The sequence below is a fragment of the Streptomyces sp. NPDC053426 genome (assembly GCF_055585405.1).
Map to the genome: position 1 here is coordinate 1 of NZ_JBVJKE010000043.1, position 19,454 is coordinate 19,454.

Below are 19,454 nucleotides of genomic sequence, written 5' to 3' on the forward strand. Positions count from 1 at the left end.
AGCGCAGGTCCTCGGAGACCTCGGCTCTGGTGAAGTAGCGGCGGCTGCGCACCAGCGCCTCCGCCAGTTCGCCGTCCATGCCCGCCTGGGGCCGTGCCGTGCCGGTCCGCGTACTCACCGTGCCACTCCGCTCCGGGCATGCCTGCCCGTTCGATTCGTGATCGGTTACACCGCACACGACTCTATGACCCGTGTCCCCCGAAAGGTCAACAGCCACACCACGGACGCGGAAAGGGGGCCGGTCGGGTGGTAGGGCCGGTCGGCCCTACCACCCGGCCGGGCTCGCGGCGACGATGGAGCGATGTCCCGGAACGATGCCTTTCGCGCGCTCGGCCGGCAGGAGTGCCTCCGCCTGCTGGCCGGGGTGCCGGTCGGCCGTGTGATCTACACCCGGCAGGCCCTGCCCGCGGTCCTGCCCGTCAACTTCTCCCTGGACACGGACGCCTCCGTGCTCCTGGCCACCTCCCCGGGCTCGGACCTCGTACGCGCCGTCGACGGCACCGTGGTCGCCTTCGAGGCGGACGAGTTCCGGGCGGAGACCCGCTCCGGCTGGAGCGTGATCGTCACCGGACGGGCCACCGTGGTGACCGATCCGGCCGAGCACGAACGGCTCGTACGGACCGGTCCGGCCTCGTGGATGCCGCTGCGGGAGACGGTGTTCGTGCGCATCGAGGCCGAGATGGTCACCGGACGCGAGCTCAGGGGGGCCACGGCAGGGCAGTGAGCCGCGGCGGACGGCCGGCGCGGCCCGCCGCGTGCCGTCAGCGGCCCTCCTGCCGCAGCCGGTCCTGGACCTGGGTGGCGATGACGGCGGCCTGGATGCGGCGCTCCACACCGAGCTTGGCCAGCAGCCGGGAGATGTGGTTCTTGACCGTCTTCTCGGCCAGGTACAGCCGCTGGCCGATCTGGCGGTTGGTCAGTCCCTCACCGATCAGGGCCAGGATCTCGCGCTCCCGCTCGGTCAGCCCGGGCAGCGCGTCCGGCTGCTCCTCCTCCTTCTGCTGCCCGCCGCGCAGCCGGGCCATCAGCCGGGTGGTGGCGCTCGGGTCGAGCAGCGACTGGCCGCGGGCCACCGTGCGGACGGCGGTCACCAGGTCGGAGCCGCGGATCTGCTTCAGCACGTATCCGGAGGCGCCGGCCATGATCGAGTCGAGCAGGGCCTCCTCGTCGTCGAACGAGGTCAGCATCAGACAGGCCAGGTCGGGCATGGCCGAGCGCAGCTCGCGGCACACGCTCACCCCGTCCCCGTCCGGCAGCCGTACGTCCAGGACCGCGACCTGGGGTCGCAGGGCGGGGACGCGGACCAGGGCCTGCTCCGCGGTGGCGGCCTCGCCGACCACGGTGATGTCCGGTTCGTCGTTCAGCAGGTCGTGCACCCCTCGCCGGACCACCTCGTGGTCGTCCAGCAGGAAGACCCGGATCGGGCTGTCGGGTCCGGGCTGCTCGCCGTCCGCCATCGATTGCTCCTCGTTGCACGCTGTGTGATCGTCCACGCCGTCCGAAAACGCCCGGCCCTCACATCTTGCGCAATCCCGGGCCGTGAGGCCAGGGCCGATCGGCCCCACTCGCGCGGGCGGGAGCGCGGGGGCGTCTCCGCCGGTGGGCGGAGCCCGTCCCCGCGCCGGGCCCGTCGGCGGTCGTCACCCGTCCGCGACCGCCAGGGGCACTCCGTACAGGGAGCGTCCGCCGACGAGTTCGCGCCCGGTGACCAGCTCGGCCTCGACGCGGACGAAGACCTCCCGGGCCGAGGGCGCCCAGGAGACCGGGCCGGTGCGGGCCAGGCGCCGGTGTTCGACGGGGTCGGTCACCACCCTGGCCGGGCCCGTGACGACGACGCTCCAGCCGGACTGCCGGGCGGCGTCGACGTCGTCGGCCTCGAAGGCGACCACCGCGCCGTCGACCGCGCGGACCAGTTCCGAACCGGCGGCGGTACGCAGCAGGACCGCGCCGTCGGCCGCCAGGCGGAAGTTGACGGGCAGCACGGCGGGCAGGGCCCGGCGGGTGAAGACGATGCGGCCGACGGGCACCCCGGCCATCAGCTCCAGGCACTCCTGCCGCCCGAGTTCGCGGAAACCGTCATTGGGGTACATCGCCGGCCCTCCTTCGCCCATCGTCCGGTGCGGCGGTCCTGTCTCCCTCCACCTTGGGCCGGGCACGGCCGGAAGATGAGGGCCGACGGTCCCGCTCCCCCCGGAGAACGGCCCGGCCGTCACGGGGACTACGAGGCTTTCGAGAGTGCGGTGTCCGTCCCGCGTACGGCCGTGGCCAGGGCGTCTCCGATGGCCCGGGCCCCCTCGGCGTTGGGGTGCAGGGGTGCGGCCGGGCGGGTGGGGACCAGGCCCTCGATGTAGCGGTCGGCGGGGGCGGCGCAGATGTCGTGTCCGATCCCCAGGGTGTAGGTGTCGACGAAGGCCGCGCCGTGCTCTTCGGCCGTTCGTCTCAGTACGGCGCCGAGGTGGTCGACCACGCCCTGGATGTAGTTGGCGTCCTGCTTCCAGAAGGGCTGGGTGGGGTGGCAGCCGTCGGGGCGGAGGTAGTTGCCGTAGCCGACGACGAAGACCTCGGCGTTCGGCGCGCGCCGGGTGATCTCGTCCAGGGCGTCACCGAAGTCCGGTGCCCAGGCGTCGATGCGGGCCCTGATCCTGTCGGTACCGCCCGCGGTGTTCTCCTCCGCGCAGCTGGTGCCGTAGGGCGGGGGCAGGATGTTGACGCAGGCCAGCGCTTCGCCGAAGACGTCGGCGTCGTTGCCGCCGATGGTGATGCTGACGATGTCGGCGTCGGGTGTGAGCGCGTCGTACTGGGGGGCGGTGCCCGGGTACTGGGACGTGCTCAGGTGGTCGGTGGTGGCGGCGGAACAGGTGACGTCGGTGAGGTGCGCGCCGAGGGCCTCGGCCGCGACGTGCGGATAGCCGGCCAGGGAACGCAGGCACATCGGGTCGGCCGGATCGGGTGGTGGCACCAGCGGTGCGGCCGCGTAGGAATCGCCGAGCGCGACGTACCGCGGGGGTTCGGCCGCGGTCGACGCGGCCGTGACCGGTGCCACGGCCGACAGGGCACCGGTGAACAGTGCGGTGGCCAGGGCTATGCGCAGGGTCGTCTTCAAGGACGCCTCCGTCCGACGGGTCGGAATGTATGGGTATGCCTCGCGATGAGCATGCCCGAGCGGGCATGCCGCCGCACGGCGGACCGCGGCTCGGTACTCCCGCCGGATGACGGCGTGCGGCACGGCCCCTGATGCTTGCCGCAGCCGGTATGACTACTGGCGCCGTCCGGCGTGGCGGGCCGGGACTTTCCCGCCGGTCGGCACGATGTGTGCACGGGGCGCGGCTCCGTACGGGGCGGCGTGCGTCGCCGCGTCGTACGTCGGCCCCGGCTCACGGGGCGCCGGGCGCGGCTCGCGGGCGGCGAGGTGCCGGGGGCCGGCGTCGGGGTGACGGGCCGTCGAGCGGGTCCCGGGCGCGGGTCCGCGTTCCCGGCGTGTCCTCCCACCGGGTTTTCAGCTGGTGGACCGATCAGGAGGCAGACCGAGATGAGTTCCGGTTCCGTCAGCCGACGCGGCTTTCTGGGGGCCTCCGCGGCGGGGCTGACCGGGGCTCTCTCCCCGGTGGCGACCCGGGCCGAGGCCGCTTCCGCCGCCGGGGAGGACCAGGTCTTGCGCTATGAGGAGATGACCGGTGGGTCGGTCACCGCCTCCCGCGACGGGAAGCTCCTGATCGCCGAGGTGCAGGGCGTGCTGTGGCGGGTCCCCCGCGAGGGCGGCGCGGCGACGCGGCTGACGGACTGGGAGCTGGAGGCGACCGCTCCGGCCCTGTCGCCCGACGGCGGGACGGTGGCGCTGTGCGGCTACCGGGACGGCACCTTCCACCTGTGGACGGTGGGGGCCGACGGCAGCGGGCTGCGCCGGCTCACCGACGGACCCTGGGACGATCGCGGGCCGGCCTGGTCCCCCGACGGCACCCGGCTGGTGTTCTCCTCCGAGCGCGGCGGCGACGCGGTGGCCGGCAGCGCGTTCGGCCTGTGGGTCCTCGACGTGCGCGACGGCCGCGTGCGGCGGCTGACCGGCGGGGACTTCGAGGATCTCGACGCCGCGTGGGATCCGGACGGGCGCTCGGTGGTGTGCGTCCGCGCCGCCCACACCCCGGACGGCGCGAGCGACGGCGGCCGGACCCTCGTGCGTGTACCGGTCGCGGGCGGCGAGGCGCGGGTGGTGCACAGCGTCGGTTCGGGCCGGCTGCTGTGCCCGTCCGTCTCCCCGGCGGGCCGGATCGCCTGCCTGCATCTGTCCGGAACCGGTTCCTCGCCGTCCCTGCCGGCCGCCGAGGCGGTGCTGATGGTCGACGGCCGGGCCGTCACGGACGACGAGGACCTGGCGGCGGCACCACCGTGCTGGCTGGGCGAGGACCGGCTGCTGTACGTGGCCGACGGCCGCATCCGCATCCGTACGCCGGACTCGTCCGCGCCGGTGGAGGAGGTCGCCTTCACCGCCCGGATGCCGATGCCCCGGCCGCGCCGACGGGCCGGACCGCGGAACTGGGACCCGGCCCGGTCCGTCCCGGTGCGCGGGATCCATCTGCCCGCCCTCTCCCCCGACGGGGGCAGCGTGGCGTTCGTGGCGTTGAACGCGCTGTGGCTGATGGAGGCCGGCGGCGCGCCCCGCAAGCTCGTCCAGGCCTCCCCCGTCCACCATCTGCAGATGCCCGTGTGGGCCCCGGACGGGCGCACCCTGCTGTACTGCACCGACCGGGACGGGCTGACGGCCGTACGCCGTCTGCGTCCGGACGACGGGCGCGACGAACCGGTCACCGGCCAGGGCCGCCTGTGTCCCGCGCCGTCCCCGGACGGCACCCTCCTGGCCTGCCAGGACGTCACCGGAAACCTGCTGCTGCACACCCTGGCCACCGGCGCCGAGCGGGTGCTGGCCCGGCCCATGGCCACCGACGGGCCGCCCGGCGCCCCCACGTGGTCACCCGACGGCCGGTACGTGGCCTTCTGCGACCGCAACCGGCTCAACCACCGCTTCCGCGAGGGTTACCACCTCATCCGCGTCGTCGACACCCGCACCGGCGCCGAACGGCGCCATCTGCCGGCCGACCACCAGTCGCTGGCCGACCGTGCCGCCGCGGGCCCCGTCTGGTCCCCCGACGGCCGCTGGATGGCCCTGATCGCCGAATCGGCCCTGCACCTGCTGCCCGTCACCGCCGACGGCACCCCGGCCGGCCCGGTGCGCCGGCTGACCGACGAGCCGGCCGACCACGCCTGCTGGGCCGGCGACTCCGCCACCCTGCTCTACCTCTCCTCGGGCCGGCTGCGCCTGCTCTCCCTCGACGGGGAACGGGTTCCGTCCCGCACCCGTACGCTCCCCGTCCGGCTGACCACCGGACAGCGCCCGCGCCACGAGCCGCTGCGCGTCCGCGCGGGCCGGCTGTGGGACGGCACCGGCACCACCGTGCGCCAGGACGTCGACATCCTCGTCGAGGGCGGCCGGATCACCGCCGTCGAACCCCACCGGGCGCGCCGCCCTGGCCACCGCACCCTCGACGCCTCGGACCACACCGTCGTCCCCGGCCTGTTCGACAGCCACACCCATCCCTACACCGCCACCTACGGTGCCCGGCAGCACCTCGCGGCGCTCGCCTACGGCATCACCACCACCGCCTGCATGGGCGCAGCCCTGTACGAGGCGGTCCGGCTGCGCGAATCCCTCGCCGCCGGCCACAGCACGGGGCCGCGCATGCTGGCCTGCGCGGAGCTCATCGACGGCCCCCGCACCGCCTACGCCAAGGGCCGCGCCCACCGCACCCACGCCGGCCTGCGGCGCACCCTGGAGCGCGTCACCGCGCTCGAAGCCGACTTCGTCAAGACCTATGTGCGCGCTCCGGGCCGGGCCATGGCCGAGGCCGCCGAGGCCGCCCACCGCCTCGGCGTTCCCTGCGGCAGCCACCTGTGCTCCCCGGGGCGGGCCGTCGGCCAGGACCTGACCACCCATCTGCAGGCCACCCAGCGCCTGGCGTACGGCCATGCCACCACCCCCACCGGCCACCTCCACCAGGATCTCCTCGAGCAGTACGCCGACGGCTCCTTCGCGCTGATCGCCACCCCGTTCACCGCCCAGGCCCTGCTGGGCGCCGACCCCGCCCTGGCCGACGACCCCCGCGTCCTCGCCCTCCTGCCTCCCTGGGACGTCGCCGCCGTCCAGGAACGCGCCAAGACCGGGCCCACGGCCGAGCAGCTGCGCGCCCTGGCCGTCGAGATGGGCAACTACCGGCGGCTGGCCGCGCACGGCGCCACCCTCGCCCTGGGCACCGACTCCCCCCTGGTGCCCGTCGGCCTGTCCCTGCACCTGGCCCTGCGCGCCCTCGTCGCCCACGGCTTCACCCCCGTCCAGGCCCTGCGCACCGTCACCACCACTCCCGCCCGGCTCTTCGGTCTCGACGCCGACCTGGGCACCGTCGAACCGGGCAGGATCGCCGACCTCACGGTCGTCGACGGCGACCCCTTCACCGACTTCGCCGCGCTCGTCGACATCCCCCTGGTCCTGCGCGACGGCGTCCCCCACCGCCGGGCCGACCTCACCGCCACGCACCGGCAGGCCGCCGCTCCCGCTCCCCGGGACACCACCTGGCTCGAGGTCGCCCACGCCCTCCACCGGGACTCCTGCTGCCACTCCGGCGACTGAGCCGCCCGCGCGGGGTGCCGAAGCCGCTCAGTCGCGGCGCAGCAGGACGAGTTCGCGGTTCATCTCGCCGAGGAACCGGACGATGACCGCGAGCTCGTCGGGCGTGAAACGGCCCCGCGCGGTGTCGGTGCTCCGCGCGAGCGGCCGGAAGTACTCCCTGGCCAGTCCTCTGGCCGCCTCCGCGAAGTGCAGGTGGACCACGCGACGGTCGTCGGCGGCCCTGACCCGGTGGATGTGCCCCGCCCGCTCCAGCCGGTCGACGCACGCGGTGACCGCGCCGGACGTGAGGTTGAGCTGCCTGCGCAGCCGGCCGGGCGTCATGGGCTCGCCCACACCGTCCGGATCGGCGTCCAGGATCGCGATCAGGGCCTGTACGTCGGTGAGGTGCAGGCCGTGCGCGTGGGCGAACTCCTGAGCGACACGGTTGAACTCGTTGTTCATCCGACGCAACAGCACGGCGAACGACTGCAACCCCGTCGGGTCGTCCACCGGAAGAGGTGTCGAGGGGGTATCCGGTCCACTCATGACCCCAGTATAGGATCACTCAATCATTGAGATACTCATTCATCGACACACTTCTCCCCACTGCTGAGGATGTTCATGAGAACCACACCGCGCTGGGCCCGGTGGACCGTGCCCCTCGTTCTCCTGCTGGTCTGGCTGGGCGTGGGCGGAACGCTCGGGCCGTACGCGGGCAAGCTGGGCGAGGTGGCCACCAACGACCAGGCCTCCTTCCTGCCGCGGAGCGCCGAGTCCACCAAGGTCCTCGAGGAGCGCGAGGCGTTCGACCAGTCCGAGACCCTGCCGGCCATCGTGGTCTGGACGGCGGACGGGGACCGGGTCACCGAGGCGCAGCGGGCAGCCGCCACCGACTCCGTCGGCGCGCTCGCCGGAAGCACCGGGATCGTCGGCCGGCCGTCCCCGGCCCTGCCCTCCGAGGACGGCCAGGCCCTCCAGGCCGTCGTTCAGCTCGAGCCCGAGCTGGGCGAGGAGCTGCCCACGGTCCTCGACGAGGTGCGCGCGGCGGCGCGGGAGGTGCCGGGCACCGAGGCGCGGATCGCCGGCCCGGCCGCGAGCCAGGCCGACCTGTCGGACGCGTTCGCGGGCATCGACGGGCTGCTGCTGGGCGTGGCGCTCGCCGCCGTGCTGGTGATCCTCCTGCTCGTCTACCGCAGCGTCCTGCTGCCGTTCCTGATCATCCTCGGTTCCGTCTTCGCCCTGGGACTGGCCTGTGCCGTGGTCTACGCGCTGGCGGAGCGGGACGTGGTCCGCGTCGACGGACAGGTGCAGGGCATCCTGTCCATCCTGGTGATCGGTGCCGCCACCGACTACGCCCTGCTGCTGGCCGCGCGCTTCCGCGAGGAACTCGCCGTGCGCGGGGACCGGGCCGCGGCCGCCCTGGCGGCGGTGCGGCGCTCGTTCGGCGCGATCACCGCGAGCGCCGCCACCGTGGCGCTCGGGCTGCTGGCCCTGCTCGCCAGCGACCTCACCAACAACCGCGCCCTCGGACCGGTCGGCGCCATCGGCATCGTGTGCGCCGTGCTCACCACGCTCACCTTCCTGCCGGCCGTGCTGGCCCTGCTCGGCCGCACCGCCTACTGGCCGTCCCGCCCGAAGGCGTCGGACGCGTCCGCGGAGGGCCACGCGGTATGGCGCCGGGTCGCCGCGCGGGTGGACGCGCGGCCGCGTCTCACCTGGGTCGTGACCGGGCTCGTCCTCGCCGCCCTGGCGGCCTTCTCGCCCACGCTGTCCGCGAAGGGCGTGCCGCTCGACGAGATCTTCGTGAACGACACCCCCTCCGTCGCCGCCCAGGAGACGCTCGGCGAGCACTTCCCCGGCGGCTCGGGCAACCCGGCCGTGATCATCGCCGACGCCGACCGCGCCGATGCGGTGACGGCCGCCGCGAAGGACACCGCGGGCGTGGCGTCGGCGGGCGCGGTCTCCGCCTCTGGGCGGCCCGGTGCCGGTGAGCCGCAGGTCGTGGACGGACGGGTCCGCATCGACGCCACTCTGGAGGCGACGGCGGACAGCGACGCGGCCAAGGAGACCATCGCGCGGCTGCGCGACAACGTGCACGCCGTCCCCGGGGCCGACGCCCTGGTCGGCGGGTACACGGCACAGCAGTACGACACCCAGCAGACCGCCGCGCACGACCGCACGGTGATCGTCCCCGTCGTGCTCGGCATCATCCTGCTGATCCTCGTCCTGCTGCTGCGCTCGCTGCTCGTACCGGTGCTGCTGGTGGCGACCGTCGCGCTCAACTTCCTGGCGACACTGGGGGTCTCCGCCCTCGTCTTCGAGCACCTCCTCGGCTTCAGCGGGACGGACGCGTCCGTTCCGCTCTACGGGTTCGTGTTCCTGGTGGCCCTCGGCGTCGACTACAACATCTTCCTGATGTCCCGGGTGCGCGAGGAGGCGCTCGCGCTCGGCTCGCGGCAGGGGGTGCTGCGCGGACTGACCACGACCGGCGGCGTGATCACCTCGGCGGGTGTGGTGCTGGCCGCCACGTTCGCGGCCCTGACGGTCATCCCGCTGGCGTTCCTCGTGCAGATCGCCTTCATCGTGGCCTTCGGCGTGCTGCTCGACACGCTCGTGGTCCGCTCGCTGCTGGTGCCCGCGCTCGTGATCGACATCGGCCCCCGCGCGTGGTGGCCCAGCGCCCTGGCACGCGAGAACGCCGCGCCCGCCGAGGAGCCGAAGCCGTCGGCGTACGGACCGCGGCGGTGACCGAGGCGGCGTCCGGCAGGCCGCGCTGCCTGCCGGACGCCGTTCGCGGCATGCCGGAGTGCGTCCACGGGGCCGGTGGCGGGTGAAGTGGTCGTGCGGGCGGCCGGCACCGTCCGGCGCCCTCGGCGGGAGACGCCCATGCGCGTCATGACCGCCGCACCCATGATCGGACCTGAGAGGGAAGTCGTACCGCACACCTGAGAGGAGCACTCGTGGCGGACACGTACGGACAGCGGAACGGCGAACGGCTGCGCTGCCTGGTCACCGGGGCCTCCGGATACGTCGGCGGACGTCTGGTGCCCGAACTGCTGGAGGCCGGTCACCGGGTCCGGTGCCTGGCCCGCTCCCCCGGCAAGCTCCGCGACCACCCCTGGGCCCGGGACGCCGAGACCGTCCGCGGCGATGTCACGGACGCCGCCTCCGTCGCCGAGGCCATGCGCGGGATCGACGTCGCCTACTACCTGGTGCACGCCCTGGGGACCGGCTCCGGTTTCGAGGACACCGACCGCCGCGCCGCCCGGATCTTCGCCGAGCGGGCGCACGCCGCCGGGGTACGGCGGATCGTCTACCTCGGCGGACTCACCCCGGCGGGCGTACCCGAGCGTTCCCTCTCCCCGCACCTGCGTTCCAGGGCCGAGGTCGGGCGCGTCTTCCTGGACGCCCCGGTGCCCGCCACGGTGCTCCGGGCGGCGGTCGTCATCGGCTCGGGGTCGGCCTCGTTCGAGATGCTGCGCTACCTGACCGAGCGCCTGCCCGTGATGGTGACCCCGAGCTGGGTGCACACCCGCATCCAGCCGATCGGGATCCGCGACGTGCTGCGCTACCTCGTCGGCTCGGCCGCCATGCCGTCCGACGTCGACCGGGCCTTCGACATCGGCGGGCCGGACGTGCTGACCTACCGGGAGATGATGCGCCGTTACGCCGAGGTCGCCGGGCTGCGGCGGCGGATCGTCGTGCCGGTGCCGGTCCTCACCCCGGGGCTCTCGAGCCACTGGGTGGGCCTGGTCACCCCGGTGCCCGCCGCCATCGCCCGGCCGCTGACCGAGTCGCTGCGCCACGAGGTCGTCTGCCGGGAACACGACATCGCCCGGTACGTGCCCGACCCTCCGGGCCGGCCGCTGCCCTTCGACGAGGCGCTGGCCCTGGCGCTGCGCAAGGTACGGGACGCCCAGGTGGCCACCCGCTGGTCGTCCGCGGCCGTGCCCGGCGCCCCCAGCGACCCGCTGCCCACCGACCCTGACTGGGCCGGCGGCAGCCTCTACCAGGACGAACGGGAACTGCCCGTCGACGCGTCCCGCGCCTCGCTGTGGAAGGTCGTCGAGGGCATCGGCGGCGACAACGGCTGGTACTCCTTCCCGCTCGCCTGGGCGGTACGGGGCTGGCTGGACCGGTTCGTCGGCGGGGTCGGCCTGCGCCGCGGACGGCGGGACGCCGAGCGCCTGCGGGTCGGCGACTCGCTGGACTTCTGGCGCGTCGAGGAGATCGAGCCGGGCCGTCTGCTGCGGCTGCGTGCCGAGATGCGGCTGCCCGGACTCGCCTGGCTGGAGATGTACGCCGAAACGGACACCGACGGCCGCACGCGGTACCGCCAGCGCGCCCTGTTCCATCCGCGCGGACTGCTGGGCCACGTCTACTGGTGGAGCGTCTCGCCGTTCCACTCCGTCGTCTTCGGCGGCATGGCCCGCAACATCGCGCAGGCCGCCGCCAAGGGCATGAGCGCGCACGGACGGGCGCGGCGCACCGGACGCACCGGACGCGCCCGCCCGGCGAAGGGCCTCCGTCACCGGTTCCCACGACACCGCCCCGGCCCACCGGGAGCGACGACATGACCCGCGCGGTCGTCCTGTTCACCTCGGATCTTCGTCTGCACGACCATCCGCCGCTGCGCGCCGCGCTCGCGGCGGCCGACGAGGTGGTGCCGCTGTTCGTCCGCGACCCCGGCGTGTGCGCCGCGGGCTTCGACGCCCCCAACCGCAGCGCCTTCCTCGCCGACTGCCTGGCGGATCTGGACGCCTCGCTGCGCCGGCGCGGCGGCCGGCTGATCGTGCGCAGCGGCCCGGTCGCCCGGGAGGTCGGCGCGGTCGCGGCCGAGTGCGACGCCACGGAGGTCCACATGGCCGCGGCGGTGACCGGCTACGGCCACCGCAGGGAGGAGCGGCTGCGCGGCCGGCTCGACGCCCACGGTGTGGCCCTCCACGTGCACGACGCCGTGGTCACCGCCGTCGAACCCGGGCGGGTGACGCCGTCCGGCTCCGACCACTACGCGGTGTTCACCCCCTACTTCCGCCGCTGGTCCGCCGAACCCCTGCGGGAGGTCTGCCCGGCTCCGCGCACCGTGCGCGTGCCGGACGGGGTGCGGGGTGAGCCGCTGCCGTCCCGCGACGCTCTCTCCGACCTCTCCCCGGGCCTTCCCGCGGGAGGGGAGAAGGCAGGCCGGGAGCGGTTCTCCCGGTGGGTACGGTCGGGGATGCCCGCGTACGAGGAACGGCACGACGACCTGGCCGGCGACGCGACGTCACGGCTGTCGCCGTTCCTGCACTTCGGCGCCCTGTCCGCGACGGAGCTCGTGCGGCGGGCCCGCGCGCACGGCGGCCCCGGCGCGGAGGCGTTCGTACGGCAGCTGTGCTGGCGGGACTTCCACCACCAGGTGCTGGCGGCGCGCCCCGAGGCGTCCACCCGCGACTACCGCACCCGGCACGACCGGTGGCGGGGCGAGGCGGAGGCCGCCGAGGACATCGCCGCCTGGCGGGAGGGCCGTACCGGCTATCCGGTCGTCGACGCCGCGATGCGCCAGCTGCGCCACGAGGGCTGGATGCACAACCGGGCACGTCTGCTGGTGGCGAGCTTCCTGACCAAGACGCTGTACGTGGACTGGCGGATCGGCGCCCGGCACTTCCTCGGCCTCCTCGTCGACGGCGACGTCGTCAACAACCAGCTCAACTGGCAGTGGGCCGCGGGCACCGGCACGGACACCCGCCCGCACCGCGTCCTCAACCCGGTCGTCCAGGGCAGGCGCTTCGATCCGCGAGGAGCCTACGTACGCCGCTGGGTGCCCGAACTGCGCGACGTGGAAGACCGTTTCGTGCACGAGCCCTGGCGGCTCCCGGAGGACCGACGCGCCCGCCTCGACTACCCCGAACCGCTGATCGGCCTCTCCGAGGGGCTGGCACGCTTCGCACACGCCCGCGGTCGCGACCAGGGACGTGATCCGCACGATCGCGTCGTACGGATCCTCGGTCTCCGGTCCGGGCACGTCCTGGAGACCGACGTCCCCGGCTCCGTGCCGGACGACGGCCTTCGTGGACGACGGCCTTCATGAGCGAAACGACGGCGCCCTCGCGGTCACAGGCCCGTCGGCCAGGTCTCCTCCTCGGCCGTGTCCGTCCGTTCGCCGTGCAGTGGGGTGAGCGCGGTGGTCCGGTCCAGGTGGCAGAAGGCGTCGTACCGGTCGGCGAGGCGGGTGGCGACGTAGTTCCCCCAGCGCTCGCGGCTCGGGCGGTAGACGACGCCGATGGCGCGGTGGTCGCGTTCGTACGCGGACCAGTGCGCACCCTCGCTCGCGGCCCCGGCACGACGGCCGGGGCCGAGGAGGAAGAGCGCCTGCCGTCCGGGCAGCGCCTGGTGCAGGCGGTGCTCCAGGCTTCCCTCCCGTGCGGGCGGCACGCTCAGGACACGGGGGCGGGCTCCCCAGAAGTCCGCCGCGACGACCTCTCCCTCGTAGGAACCGAATCCCACGAGGACCACGTCGCCGGCCCCATGGCGTTCGCGGACCAGCTGGCCGACGTTGACCATGCCGGCGTCGGCCATGTCGGTGGCCCTCGCGTCTCCGACGTGGGTGTTGTGCTCCCACACCACCGCCCTGGCTCCGGGGCCGTAGTGCTCCATGAGGCGGTCGAGGGTGTCGGCCATGTGGTGGTCGCGGATGTTCCACGACTCCGGGCCGCCACGCACCATCGCACGGTAGTACGCCTCGGCGCCGGCCAGCACTTCGGCGTTCTGCCGGGCCGCGAACCCCGCCAGGCCGTCCGGCGTGCCGGCCGCCTCGGCCCCGCGGCGCATCCCGGTCAGCAGGGACAGCACCTCCGGCTCGCAACCGGAGGGGACCAGCCGGGTCGCCCGGGCGTACTCCTGCGGATCCTCGGCGTACGGTTCGAAGCACTGGTACGCCTCCAGGGCCCTGTCGACCTGCTGGGCGTCATGCGTGCGCACATGGTCCAGGACGGCGTGCAGGGAATCCCACAGGCTGTAGACGTCGAGGCCGAAGAAGCCGACGCGGCCGTCCGCCGGAAGGCGGTCGTTGTGCCGCCGCAGCCAACGGGTGAAGTCCGCCACCTCGGTGTTCGCCCACATCCACCGCGGCCAGCGGACGAACCCCTCCAGCACCTCCCGCGGGTCACCGGGTGCGCCGGGCGCCCCGGTCACCGAGCAGTGCACCGCCAGGCAGTCCGGCCAGTCCCCCTCCACGGCCACGAAGGAGAAACCCTTCTCCTCGACCAACCGCCGCGTCAGCACGGCCCGCCACCGGTAGAACTCGGCGGTGCCGTGTGACGCCTCCCCCAGCAGGACGTACCGGGCGTCACCGATCCTCTCCGTCAACGGGCCGAGGGATTCCGGACCGGTCAGCTCCACGGCCTCCTCGCGGACGGCCCGCTGTTCGTCCGGGTCCGCCGTGCTTCCAGCCGGCACGCTCATCGTCCGCTCCCCTCACTCCGGTGCTCATCACTCCGGTGCTCACGAACCGGTCGGCGGCGGCTCCGGCGGAGCGTCGAAAGCCGTTGTGCGGCCTCACGGTCGGGATCGGGGACCGAGACGCGAGCTGCCGTTGTCGTACACGGACAGGACCGGTTCCCGCGGTCCTGTGACGGCGAGCGGGTACCCGGACGGACGACTCGGCACGCGTCGACGGGACGACGGCGTCGTCAGCGTCGGTACAGGCCGACCAGGGTGCCGCTGGCGATCTGCTGCTCGTCCAGGACGCCGTGGACGTCGTCGGCCGTGGCGTCGTCCGGTACGGACACGGGGGCAGGGAGGGCGTAGAGGCGGAAGAAGTAGCGGTGTGCTTCGTCTCCCACCGGCGGCTGGGGTCCGCCCCAGCCCTGTTCGCCGTAGCCGTTCCGGTGCGGGTGGCTGCCCGGATGCGTCTCGTCGGTGTCCAGTCCACCGCGGTGCGGGTCGATGCCCGTGACCAGCCAGTGCACGAAGGTCCCCGACGGGGCGTCCGGATCCTCGCACAGCAGTGCGAGTTCCACCGCCTCGTCGGGTACCCCGGACCAGGTCAACGGCGGGGAGACGTTGTCACCGTCCTTGGCGTAATGGCGGGGGATCATCGTGTGATCGCTGAACGCGGAACTGCCGAGTTCGATACCGGCCATACCCGGCGAAGTACCACGGAAGGGGCGGCTCACACGCGTCGTGCCCCCTTCGGCTTTCCGGCCACAGTCGGTGACCCCTGACCTCGGTGCGGGAGGAGCCGTGGCCGGCCGGTCCGCGGTGGCTCCGAATGCCCGACGGGCCACCGGGTACGCGGAGCGGGTCGCACGCACCGGATTGTTCGACGTCACTTGAGGAAATGGAGAGCGCACATGGCGGACAGCGGCACTCCGATTCTGGAGAAGCTCAGCGATTCCGAGCAGACGGTGGAAACTCCCGAGGAGGATGTGCGGGGCCGCAAGGTGGCGGACAGCGACGGCAACGAGATCGGCAAGGTGGACGACCTCCTGATCGACGCTCCCGAGCGCAAGGTCCGTTTTCTGCTGGTGGCCCACGGCGGGTTCCTCGGCTTCGGCGAAACCAAGTCCTTCGTTCCCGTGGACGCCGTCACGCGCGTCACCGAGGACCGGGTGTTCATCGACCAGTCGCGCGAGCGCGTGGCCGAAGCTCCCGTTTACGACCCCGCACTCACCGACGAGCCCGACTACTACACCAGCGTGTACGGCTTCTACGGCTATCCGCCGTTCTGGGGGGCGGGCTATGTCTACCCCGGTTTCCCCTTCCGTCCGGTGTAGGCGCGGGTGGTGCGGTCGGCGCCGAGGCTGTCATCCCTCTCCGGGCCGCGGCCTCGCGCCGTTCACCCGTGCACCTCGAAGCCGCCGCGGCCGTCGAACCGCACCTCGCGCACCTCGTCGAACCCGTCCTCCGGTGACGGTCTGCGCAGGCGTTTCATCGTGGCCAGGACTCCGATGTCCGGAACGCGCTCGCGGTCCGCGCGGGCGGAATTGCGGCGCAGCGAGCCGGCCACGTCGGGAGGGAACCAGTAGGCCGTGACCGTGGCACCGAACGAGTGAGCCGCTTCCACCAGCGGATGCCACTCCCGGGGTGACGGATTGGTGTTGTCCACCACCACCGGCCTCCCGGCCGCGAGGTGCTCCGCCAGCAGCCGCATCTGCCGCTGCTGCTTGTGCCTGGCTCCCCGCGGAAAGAGGTCCTTGCTCACCAGCGCGTACCGGTCGGCCAGACACCGTGCGTAGAACGTGGACTTTCCGGAAGCCTGCAGTCCGACCAGCACGGCCACATCCACTTCAGCCGCCATGACCACCACCATGACACGCGGCCGGCCGGGAAACGACCGTTCCAGACGTCGGGCTTCCCGGCGGCTCTTCGGCGCACATGTCGCGAGGCCATATGTGCGGCTGAGATGTGAGTGACGCGTCGACGACGGTCGCCCGTCGCCCACCGGGACCACCGCCGGTCCGGACCCCGGCCGATGACGACAGGAGCCGTCATGGCGCGCAAGCACATGGGAGGCGAGAGGACGGTACGGGATCCATCGGCTCAGGGAGCCGACACGTCGCGCACGGGGCGGAGAAGCCGCGCATCCGGAGGCGATCGCCCGCACCGCGGGACCGACCCCGTATGTACAGGAAGACCGGCGCTCGCCGACAGCGGCGACGCCGGGTGGCCCCTGGAGCTTCCAGGGGCCACCCGGCGCCGTGGTGGTGCGGGTCAGTGGTAGGCGTGGACGACGGCGTGGCCCTTGCCGCGGCCGATCATCCACTTGTTGACCGGCGTGGTGATCACGAACGCCACGGCGAAGCCGCCGAGCAGCGCCGACCAGAACAGTCCGTCCGACAGGTGCGCGTCCATCGCTCCCGGCGTCAGCGCGATGATGCCGTTGTCGACCAGTTCCATCACCGCGATCGAGACGGTGTCGGCGGCCAGCGCGACCTTGACCGCGGCCTTCAGGGACACCCCGGCGCGCACCACCGCGAAGAGGGTGAAGGAGTAGCCGAAGACGAAGGCCAGGGTGATCGCGAGGGCCATGGTCGGCACGTTGCCCCACATCAGGGCGGTGCCGATGACCATGCCGAGGATCTCGCCGATGGCGCACCCGGTGAGGCAGTGCAGCGTCGCCTTCACGGCCGTGCCCCAGGTCGCGCCGTGCGCGTGACCGCCGTGGGCGTGGCCACCCGTGTGGGCGGTGTGGGTGTGGGCGGTGTGGTCGTGCGCGGTACCGGAGTGGTGCGTGCTGTGGTCCATGACCTTCATCCCCAATCGACGTGCCGTGAGGCCCCGGGCGGCCCCACACCCGGAACCATATACCCCCCAGGGGTATATGGCCATGGGTGATCCGAACCGACTGCCGGACGGCGGCGGAGCATCCACGCACGGCCACCGTCGGCGGGTTCGCGAACGGCGACGAGCGGCGGGCCGAGCGAGGAGAAGGAGCACGACGGGGCGGCCGGCCCTCGTCGAGCAGCCCGCCCCTCCGCCCGGCCTCCGCGCTCCGCGAGGCGATGATCTCTTCGACCCCCCTGGCGACCGGCCCATGGCCGCCAGTCGGCGCCAACCGGTGCCACTCCATGCCACCGAGAGCACCTCGACACGCTGACACCATCGCCGCCCGGGCGACATCTCTCGGCTTCTTGGCAGATCAGAGCCGGAATCCTTTGCCTCCTACGCGCCAGACGCCATGAACGCTTGCACGCGATGCCAAAGTGGTGCCATCATGGCGTCATGGACCTCACCCCGTATGTCGACACCCTCCGCCGCGAACTCGCGGTGGCCGCCGAGGCCGGCGGCGACGAAGCCCGCGAGCTGGCCGCGAGGCTCACCGCCCCCCTGGAGTCGGCTGCCCGGCTGACCATGCTCAGCGTGCTTTCCGCCGCGATGGACGAGGTCACCCGTGAACTCGCCCCCGGTTCGGTCGACGTGCGACTGCGCGGGCTGGATCCCGACTTCGTGGTGACACCACCGCCCACCGACGGCGACTCCTCCGCGGAGCCGGCCTCCGTGTCCGCCGGACCGCTCCACGCCCCGGCCGACGCCGACGAGGGCGGCACCGCCCGTGTCAACCTGCGGCTGCCGGCCCATCTGAAGGCGCGCGCCGAGGAGGCCGCGAGCCGTGAGGGCCTGTCGGTCAACGCGTGGCTGGTGCGGGCGGTGTCGGCCGCGGTCGACGGCAGCGGCCGGCCGCGCACGCCGGAGAAGACCCACACCGTCGGACAGAGCTTCACCGGCTGGGTGCGCTGACCGCGCTCCCGCCCGCACCGCTTCATCCACACCACGTCCCACCAGCGGGGACGCCCTGAGCACTCAAGAGGACGGGACAGCCATGCCTTCTTTCGACACTCCCGAAGCGATCTCGGTCACGGCGCGCGTGGAGGCCGGTTCCATCCAGTTCACCGCCGGCGACCGTCCCGACACGATCGTCGAGGTGCGGCCCCGCGACCCGAAGAAGGAGCTGGACGTGCGGGCGGCCGACCAGACCGAGGTCACGTACGCGGGCGGCACCCTGACGGTCAGGACGCCCAAGCCCGGTCTGCTCGGCATGGGCCGCACCGGCACGGTCGACGTGGCGGTCGAACTGCCCACGGGCTCGCGCGTCGACATGACCGGCGCCTGGGCCCAGGTGCTCGGCGACGGCCGGCTCGGCGAGGTCCGCGTGAAGACCTCGTCCGGCGATGTCCGCCTCGATGCGACCGGCCCGCTGAACCTGACCGCGTCGCACGGCTCGATCACCGTGGACCGGGTCGACGGCGCGGCCGAGATCACCACCAGCTCCGGCAGCCTGCGCGTCGGCCTCGTCGACGGCCCCGCCGTCCTGAAGAACTCGCACGGCACCACGACCATCGGCGCCGCGACCGGCGAGCTGCGGGTGAGCGGCGCCAACGGCGACATCGACATCGCGCGCGCCGAGGACTCGGTCACCGCCACCACCGCCCACGGCACCCTGCGGGTCGGCGAAGTGGCGCGCGGAACGGTCCGGTTGGAGACCAGCTACGGCGCCATCGAGGTCGGCGTCCGCGAGGGCACGGCCGCCTGGCTCGACGTCAGTTCGGGCTCCGGCCAGGTACGCAACACGCTCACCGCGTCCGGGACCCCGCAGGAGACCGAGGACACCGTCAAGGTCCACGCCCGCACCCGGTACGGCAACATCGACATCCGCCGCGCCAGGGCCTGAGCAACCGCGTCCGCGAACCCACCGACCCACCTCGGTGACTCCACCCTTCGAACGGGAGGGCTCCATGCCTTCATCTGTCATGCCCATGTCCACACCGCTGCCTGAGCGGGGCGGCGGTCAGCCGTCGCCGGCCGCCGTCTCGGCCGTCGGTCTGCGCAAGTCGTACGGCGGGAAGACCGTCCTGGACGGCGTCGACCTGCACATCCCGGCCGGGTCCGTGTTCGCGCTGCTCGGGCCGAACGGCGCCGGCAAGACCACGGTGGTCAAGATCCTGTCCACGCTCGTCTCCGCCGACAGCGGTCAGGTCCAAGTCGCCGGCCATGACATCGCCACCGACCCCCAGGCCGTGCGGGCCGCGATCGGTGTCACCGGGCAGTTCTCCGCCGTCGACGGCCTGATCACCGGCGAGGAGAACATGCTCCTCATGGCCGACCTGCACCACCTGTCCAAGCGCGAGGGGCGGCGGGTGGCCGCCGAACTGCTGGAGCGCTTCGACCTGGTCGAGGCCGCGAAGAAGCCCGCCTCCACCTACTCCGGCGGCATGAAGCGCCGCCTGGACATCGCCATGACCCTGGTCGGCGACCCGCGGATCATCTTCCTCGACGAACCGACCACCGGACTCGACCCCCGCTCCCGCCACACCATGTGGCA

The 19,454-nt window shown here is 73.2% G+C and carries 17 protein-coding genes; 9 read left to right on the forward strand and 8 right to left on the reverse strand.

Annotated elements, in window-relative coordinates:
• Positions 1 to 301 precede the first annotated feature (301 nt).
• Positions 302 to 724 (forward strand): pyridoxamine 5'-phosphate oxidase family protein, encoded by a 423-nt coding sequence (locus tag ACZ62B_RS38740; protein WP_344565788.1) that lies wholly within the window; start codon positions 302 to 304, stop codon positions 722 to 724.
• 37 nt (positions 725 to 761) lie between these two features.
• On the opposite strand, the gene ACZ62B_RS38745 is transcribed toward ACZ62B_RS38740, so the two are convergent.
• The 3 genes from ACZ62B_RS38745 to ACZ62B_RS38755 form a co-directional block, all read right to left on the reverse strand.
• Entirely contained in the window at positions 762 to 1,457 is a 696-nt protein-coding gene (locus ACZ62B_RS38745; protein ID WP_073937379.1) for a response regulator, read from the reverse strand.
• Positions 1,458 to 1,640: 183 nt separating this feature from the next.
• Positions 1,641 to 2,090: a pyridoxamine 5'-phosphate oxidase family protein gene (locus tag ACZ62B_RS38750; RefSeq protein WP_344569371.1), complete on the reverse strand. Its 450-nt coding sequence runs from the start codon at positions 2,088 to 2,090 to the stop codon at positions 1,641 to 1,643.
• Between the two features lie 128 nt (positions 2,091 to 2,218).
• The gene (locus ACZ62B_RS38755; protein ID WP_344569369.1) at positions 2,219 to 3,103 is read right to left on the reverse strand and encodes an SGNH/GDSL hydrolase family protein; all 885 of its coding nucleotides are present in this window, start codon (positions 3,101 to 3,103) and stop codon (positions 2,219 to 2,221) included.
• 426 nt (positions 3,104 to 3,529) lie between these two features.
• Here ACZ62B_RS38755 and ACZ62B_RS38760 point away from each other — a divergent pair, with 426 nt between their 5' ends.
• Complete coding sequence (locus ACZ62B_RS38760; RefSeq protein WP_469693959.1) at positions 3,530 to 6,676, forward strand: amidohydrolase family protein; 3,147 nt, start codon at positions 3,530 to 3,532, stop codon at positions 6,674 to 6,676.
• A 27-nt stretch (positions 6,677 to 6,703) separates the two neighbouring features.
• On the opposite strand, the gene ACZ62B_RS38765 is transcribed toward ACZ62B_RS38760, so the two are convergent.
• Positions 6,704 to 7,201 (reverse strand): MarR family winged helix-turn-helix transcriptional regulator, encoded by a 498-nt coding sequence (locus tag ACZ62B_RS38765; protein ID WP_344569365.1) that lies wholly within the window; start codon positions 7,199 to 7,201, stop codon positions 6,704 to 6,706.
• Positions 7,202 to 7,276: 75 nt separating this feature from the next.
• On the opposite strand from ACZ62B_RS38765, the gene ACZ62B_RS38770 reads away from it, so the two are divergent.
• The 3 genes from ACZ62B_RS38770 to ACZ62B_RS38780 all read left to right on the forward strand — a co-directional run bounded on the left by ACZ62B_RS38770 (position 7,277) and on the right by ACZ62B_RS38780 (position 12,722).
• Complete coding sequence (locus ACZ62B_RS38770) at positions 7,277 to 9,403, forward strand: MMPL family transporter (protein WP_468728922.1); 2,127 nt, start codon at positions 7,277 to 7,279, stop codon at positions 9,401 to 9,403.
• A gap of 212 nt (positions 9,404 to 9,615) precedes the next feature.
• The gene (locus ACZ62B_RS38775) at positions 9,616 to 11,232 is read left to right on the forward strand and encodes an SDR family oxidoreductase (protein ID WP_469693961.1); all 1,617 of its coding nucleotides are present in this window, start codon (positions 9,616 to 9,618) and stop codon (positions 11,230 to 11,232) included.
• The gene (locus ACZ62B_RS38780) at positions 11,229 to 12,722 is read left to right on the forward strand and encodes a cryptochrome/photolyase family protein (RefSeq protein ID WP_469693962.1); all 1,494 of its coding nucleotides are present in this window, start codon (positions 11,229 to 11,231) and stop codon (positions 12,720 to 12,722) included. The genes ACZ62B_RS38775 and ACZ62B_RS38780 overlap by 4 nt, the downstream gene beginning before the upstream one ends.
• Positions 12,723 to 12,745: 23 nt before the next feature.
• On the opposite strand, the gene ACZ62B_RS38785 is transcribed toward ACZ62B_RS38780, so the two are convergent.
• Together ACZ62B_RS38785 and ACZ62B_RS38790 are read right to left on the reverse strand one after the other, a co-directional pair.
• Positions 12,746 to 14,095 carry an erythromycin esterase family protein gene (locus ACZ62B_RS38785; RefSeq protein WP_469693964.1) on the reverse strand — a complete coding sequence of 450 codons (1,350 nt, stop codon included), beginning with the start codon at positions 14,093 to 14,095 and terminating at the stop codon, positions 12,746 to 12,748.
• Between the two features lie 227 nt (positions 14,096 to 14,322).
• Positions 14,323 to 14,775, reverse strand: a complete 453-nt coding sequence (locus ACZ62B_RS38790; RefSeq protein ID WP_469693965.1) for a YbhB/YbcL family Raf kinase inhibitor-like protein — start codon at positions 14,773 to 14,775, stop codon at positions 14,323 to 14,325.
• Positions 14,776 to 14,985: 210 nt separating this feature from the next.
• Between ACZ62B_RS38790 and ACZ62B_RS38795 the strand changes: the two genes are divergently transcribed.
• The gene (locus ACZ62B_RS38795; protein WP_468876951.1) at positions 14,986 to 15,408 is read left to right on the forward strand and encodes a PRC-barrel domain-containing protein; all 423 of its coding nucleotides are present in this window, start codon (positions 14,986 to 14,988) and stop codon (positions 15,406 to 15,408) included.
• Positions 15,409 to 15,470: 62 nt separating this feature from the next.
• Here ACZ62B_RS38795 and ACZ62B_RS38800 read toward each other — a convergent pair whose 3' ends face one another.
• The gene (locus ACZ62B_RS38800; RefSeq protein ID WP_344569349.1) at positions 15,471 to 15,932 is read right to left on the reverse strand and encodes an ATP-binding protein; all 462 of its coding nucleotides are present in this window, start codon (positions 15,930 to 15,932) and stop codon (positions 15,471 to 15,473) included.
• 413 nt (positions 15,933 to 16,345) lie between these two features.
• On the reverse strand, positions 16,346 to 16,879 hold the full coding sequence (locus tag ACZ62B_RS38805; RefSeq protein WP_469693967.1) for a DUF4396 domain-containing protein: 534 nt from the start codon (positions 16,877 to 16,879) through the stop codon (positions 16,346 to 16,348).
• A 477-nt stretch (positions 16,880 to 17,356) separates the two neighbouring features.
• Between ACZ62B_RS38805 and ACZ62B_RS38810 the strand changes: the two genes are divergently transcribed.
• From ACZ62B_RS38810 to ACZ62B_RS38820, 3 genes are all read left to right on the forward strand, one after another.
• Positions 17,357 to 17,872 carry a toxin-antitoxin system HicB family antitoxin gene (locus ACZ62B_RS38810; protein WP_469693968.1) on the forward strand — a complete coding sequence of 172 codons (516 nt, stop codon included), beginning with the start codon at positions 17,357 to 17,359 and terminating at the stop codon, positions 17,870 to 17,872.
• A gap of 82 nt (positions 17,873 to 17,954) precedes the next feature.
• Positions 17,955 to 18,803: a DUF4097 family beta strand repeat-containing protein gene (locus ACZ62B_RS38815; protein ID WP_344569343.1), complete on the forward strand. Its 849-nt coding sequence runs from the start codon at positions 17,955 to 17,957 to the stop codon at positions 18,801 to 18,803.
• A gap of 64 nt (positions 18,804 to 18,867) precedes the next feature.
• The coding region (locus ACZ62B_RS38820) for an ABC transporter ATP-binding protein (protein ID WP_469693970.1) at positions 18,868 to 19,454 on the forward strand (587 nt) is incomplete at its 3' end.